The sequence below is a fragment of the Candidatus Allofontibacter sp. genome (assembly GCF_038145245.1).
In the GTDB taxonomy this organism is placed as follows: domain Bacteria; phylum Pseudomonadota; class Alphaproteobacteria; order Pelagibacterales; family Pelagibacteraceae; genus Fontibacterium.
The window spans coordinates 4,279-8,402 of the sequence record NZ_JAYQPI010000033.1 but is presented as its reverse complement, the minus strand read 5'-3'; the positions used below and the strand labels follow the sequence as shown (position 1 = coordinate 8,402).

Genomic DNA, 4,124 nt, shown 5'->3' with positions numbered 1-4,124 from the left:
TTGGAGCGGGTGAAGGGAATTGAACCCACGACCTAATCGTTGGCAACGATTCGCTCTACCACTGAGCTACACCCGCTTAATAATCCTTTAAAATTAAATGAAAATAAATTTTAATCAATTGAAAAGTGAAATTGAATAAAGCAAATTAAACACTATATTAATTTATAATGGCAACTTTAAATAAAAAAGAAATTCCTCAAGAAATATCTGTTTTTCCACTTGCTAATGCGGTTTTTTTTCCAAATACAATTTTACCTCTGAACATATTTGAACCTCGATATAAAAAAATGATCGAAGATGCCTTAGCGTCAGACAAAATGATTGGAATGATACAAACAAGGGAAATGAATAACTCAAAAAAACCTGAAGTATTTAGTGTTGGTTGTCTTGGTAAAATAGAAAATCATACAAAAACAGCTGACGGCAGATACTTAATAAACTTAAAAGGTTTGGTGAGATTTAGAATTTTAGATGAAGCTGAGACTGAACTTCCTTATAGAAAATTTAGAGTTACCTATGATGAATTTTTAGATGATTTAGAAAAAATAAAATTTAATGAGAAGATTGATGTATTGCAGCTCATAGATAAAGCTAGAAAACTATTTAAGATTCATCATTTATCTACCGACTGGAAGATTGTTGAGAAAGTTGAACCTGATCAATTAATAAATTCATTATCAATGATATGTCCATTTTCTGTAAGTGAAAAACAAGGATTACTTGAGGCAAAAACTTTGCTGGAGAGAAACTTACTAATCAACCAGATTATCAATTTTTATATTATTGGAAATAACCCTGGATTTGAAAAACAAATCCACTAAAAAATTAATTAAGCAGATTTATTCATTGAGTCAAAAAATTCAGCATTATTTTTTGTCTCTCTTAATTTACCAATTAAAAATTCTATTGCTTCCATATTTCCCATTGGAGCAATCAATCTTCTTAAAACATTCATCTTTTGAAGATCTTCTTTCTTAAATAACAAATCTTCTTTTCTCGTTCCTGATTTTGTAATATCGATTGCTGGGAAGATTCTCTTATCTGCAATTTTTCTATCTAATATAACTTCAGCATTACCTGTTCCTTTAAATTCTTCAAAAATAACTTCATCCATTCTTGATCCCGTTTCAATTAATGCTGTAGAAATAATTGTTAAAGACCCACCCTCTTCGATGTTTCTTGCTGCTCCAAAAAATCTTTTTGGTCTTTGTAATGCGTTCGCATCAACACCCCCTGTTAATACTTTTCCTGAACTTGGAACAACTGCGTTATAAGCTCTTCCTAATCGCGTGATTGAGTCTAATAAAATAACCACATCTTTTTTATGTTCCGCTAATCTTTTTGCTTTCTCAATTACCATCTCAGCCACTTGCACGTGTCTCATTGCAGGTTCATCAAATGTTGAACTTACAACTTCACCTTTTACAGATCTTTGCATATCCGTAACTTCCTCTGGTCTTTCATCGATAAGTAAAACTATCAAATAAATCTCTGGATGATTTGCAGTAATAGAATGTGCAACGTTTTGAAGTATTACTGTTTTACCAGCGCGTGGTGGCGATACAATTAAAGCTCTCTGTCCTTTTCCAATTGGGGTTACAAGATCAATTAGTCTTGCTGTTAAATCTGGTTTTTTATCTGCTTTGCTAGATTCAACTTCTAAATTTATACGCTCATCTGGATATAAAGGTGTTAAATTATCAAAGTTAATTTTATTTCTAGATTTTTCAGGATCTTCAAAATTTATTTTGCTAACTTGTAAAAGCGCAAAATATCTTTCAGAATCTTTTGGAGCTCTAATTTCTCCTTCAACAGTATCTCCTTTTCGAAGTCCAAATCTTCTAATTTGGCTTGGACTAACATAAATATCGTCAGGTCCTGGTAAATAATTTGACTCTGTAGCTCTTAAAAAACCAAAGCCGTCTTGTAATGTTTCAAGAACGCCACTTCCTGTAATTTTTTCATTCTTTTCAGCAAATTTTTTAAGAATTGCAAACAAGATTTCTTGTTTACGCATTGTGCTCGGATTCTCGATTCCTAGCTTTTCAGCTTCTAAAATTAAATCAGCTGGAGTTTTATTTTTTAATTCTTGTAGGTTCATTTATGTTTGGGATTGTCTTGTGGAACTTTTAGATATGATATGAATATAACAATAATTAATTATATTTCAAGCAGGTTTAAAAATAACCAAAAAGACAATAATTATCAGTATTATAGTCGGTATTTCATTTATAACTCTAAAAAATTTTGCAGATCTTTTATTTCTATCAAATTCAAAATCCTTCAAGCACTTTGATAAAAAACCATGATAACCGGAAAGAGCAATTACAAATAAAAATTTAAGAGATAGCCACAAAGTAAAAATATTATTAAATCCTAAGATCCACAAAACTGACAAACCAGACAGCCAAGTAATAATCATTGCTGGGTTCATAATTATTTTCATTAATTTTTTTTCCATAATTTTAAAAATTTTTGAGGTTTCGGCACTATTATTTTCAACGTGATAAACAAATAATCTTGGTAAATATAAAAGTCCAACCATCCAAGAAACGACAGCAATAATATGAATTGCTTTTAGCGTTAAATATAAACTCATTAGTTAATTAAATATTTTTTAACAATATGTTCCATCATTTTAATATGATCATCATTGTCATTTAAACAAGGAACAACATCATAATTTTCCCCTCCATTTTCGAGAAAGCTTTCTTTTCCTTGAATTGCTATTTCTTCTAAAGTTTCTACACAGTCTGACGAGAACCCCGGACATATCATAAGGACATTTTTTTTACCTTTTTTAGGCAATTCTTCTAAAGTTTTATCTGTATAAGGGGTTAGCCATTCTTCTGGTCCAAACCTTGATTGAAAAGTAGTCTCGATAGGAATGTCTCCAAATTTTTCTTTCATCAGTCGTGTAGTTTTTTGACAATAGCAATGATATGGATCTCCCTTTGTAAAATATTTCTTAGGTATGCCGTGATAAGAGGCTAGAATTAAATCTGGCTTCCATTTTATTTCTAAAACTTTCTTTTTTATGCTTTTTATAAGAGCATCAATATAAAAAGGTTCGCTTTCATAATGTGGGATAGTTTGCAAACTAGGCTGCCACCTCATTTTTATTAAATTTCTATAAACCTCATCACATACTGTTGCGGTAGTTGCCGCCGCATATTGCGGATATAAAGGGAAAATAATAATTTTTTCACAGCCCTCTTTTTTCAAAAAATCTAATTTACTTTTTATACTTGGGTTTCCATACCTCATCGCATAATCAACAATAACGTTATCTTTGCCTATCTTTTCTTTTAATTTTTGAGTCTGGTTTTTAGTATAATATCTAAGCGGAGACTCATTGGTATCCTTCATCCAGATTTGTTTATAAGCATGTGCAGTTTTTGAAGGTCTAAAAGTTAATATAAATAAATTTAAAATAATTTGCCAAAGAACAGGGTTAACCTCGATTACTCTTGTATCGGATAAGAATTCTTTTAAATATTTTCTAATATCGCACCAACTCGTTGAATCAGGCGTCCCAAGATTAACCAATAAGACCCCGGTTTTTCCAAATTTGATTTTTGGGTGGTTAATTTTTTCTAAATCAAAACTCATAAATTATAGCTTCTTACAAACTCAACGAGTTTCTTAATGTTTTCTGGCTTTGTTTTTGGCAATATCCCATGGCCTAAATTAAATATGTATGGTTTGTTTTTAAAAAAATCTAAATATTTTTTTGCTTCTTCAAACATTCTTTTGTTATTTCCCAATAAAAATTTTGGATCCATTCCTCCTTGAAAAACCACATCATTATTTAAATCTAAATTGTTAAGATTAACATCATAATCAATGCTAATTCCATGGGGTTTTACTTCTTTTATAAAGTTATTAATATTTTTATTAATTCCTTTCGGAAAACAAATAACTGGGTTTTGTGGAAAATTTTTTTTTATTCTATTAACAATATTTTTGTTTGGATTTATACAATATTCTTTTAAATTTTTTTTATTAATTAAACCGGCCCAACTATCAAATAACTGAATAATATCGGCTCCAGCTAATATTTGCTCTTTGCAATGAATATAAATTAAATGTTCTAGCCTTTTAATTATTTTTATTATTTCTTT

Annotated in this window: 5 protein-coding genes and 1 tRNA gene; 1 reads left to right on the top strand and 5 read right to left on the bottom strand. The window is 29.9% G+C overall.

What is annotated here, in order from left to right:
• Position 1: 1 nt before the first annotated feature.
• Positions 2 to 76 (bottom strand) — tRNA-Gly (locus AC8IGH_RS04490).
• A 91-nt stretch (positions 77 to 167) separates the two neighbouring features.
• Between AC8IGH_RS04490 and AC8IGH_RS04485 the strand changes: the two genes are divergently transcribed.
• Positions 168 to 821, top strand: a complete 654-nt coding sequence (locus AC8IGH_RS04485) for an LON peptidase substrate-binding domain-containing protein (RefSeq protein ID WP_507419522.1) — start codon at positions 168 to 170, stop codon at positions 819 to 821.
• A gap of 8 nt (positions 822 to 829) precedes the next feature.
• Here the strand turns inward: AC8IGH_RS04485 and rho are convergent, their stop codons facing one another.
• The 4 genes from rho to AC8IGH_RS04465 all read right to left on the bottom strand — a co-directional run.
• The gene (gene rho, locus AC8IGH_RS04480) at positions 830 to 2,101 is read right to left on the bottom strand and encodes a transcription termination factor Rho (RefSeq protein ID WP_507419521.1); all 1,272 of its coding nucleotides are present in this window, start codon (positions 2,099 to 2,101) and stop codon (positions 830 to 832) included.
• Positions 2,102 to 2,167: 66 nt separating this feature from the next.
• Positions 2,168 to 2,599 carry a protoporphyrinogen oxidase HemJ gene (hemJ, locus tag AC8IGH_RS04475; protein ID WP_507419520.1) on the bottom strand — a complete coding sequence of 144 codons (432 nt, stop codon included), beginning with the start codon at positions 2,597 to 2,599 and terminating at the stop codon, positions 2,168 to 2,170.
• Positions 2,599 to 3,612 carry a ferrochelatase gene (gene hemH / locus AC8IGH_RS04470; RefSeq protein ID WP_507419519.1) on the bottom strand — a complete coding sequence of 338 codons (1,014 nt, stop codon included), beginning with the start codon at positions 3,610 to 3,612 and terminating at the stop codon, positions 2,599 to 2,601. Before hemH ends, hemJ begins: the two co-directional genes overlap by 1 nt.
• Positions 3,609 to 4,124 (bottom strand): uroporphyrinogen decarboxylase family protein (locus AC8IGH_RS04465; RefSeq protein WP_507419518.1); only part of this gene is annotated, 516 nt, incomplete at its 5' end. The genes AC8IGH_RS04465 and hemH, both read right to left, overlap by 4 nt.

What these genes read in the sequence shown, in the direction of transcription:
- hemJ (WP_507419520.1), bottom strand. Translation starts at nt 2,599, where the DNA reads ATGAGTTTATATTTAACGCTAAAAGCAATTCATATTATTGCTGTCGTT.
- hemH (WP_507419519.1), bottom strand. Translation starts at nt 3,612, where the DNA reads ATGAGTTTTGATTTAGAAAAAATTAACCACCCAAAAATCAAATTTGGA.
- rho (WP_507419521.1), bottom strand. Translation starts at nt 2,101, where the DNA reads ATGAACCTACAAGAATTAAAAAATAAAACTCCAGCTGATTTAATTTTA.
- AC8IGH_RS04485 (WP_507419522.1), top strand. Translation starts at nt 168, where the DNA reads ATGGCAACTTTAAATAAAAAAGAAATTCCTCAAGAAATATCTGTTTTT.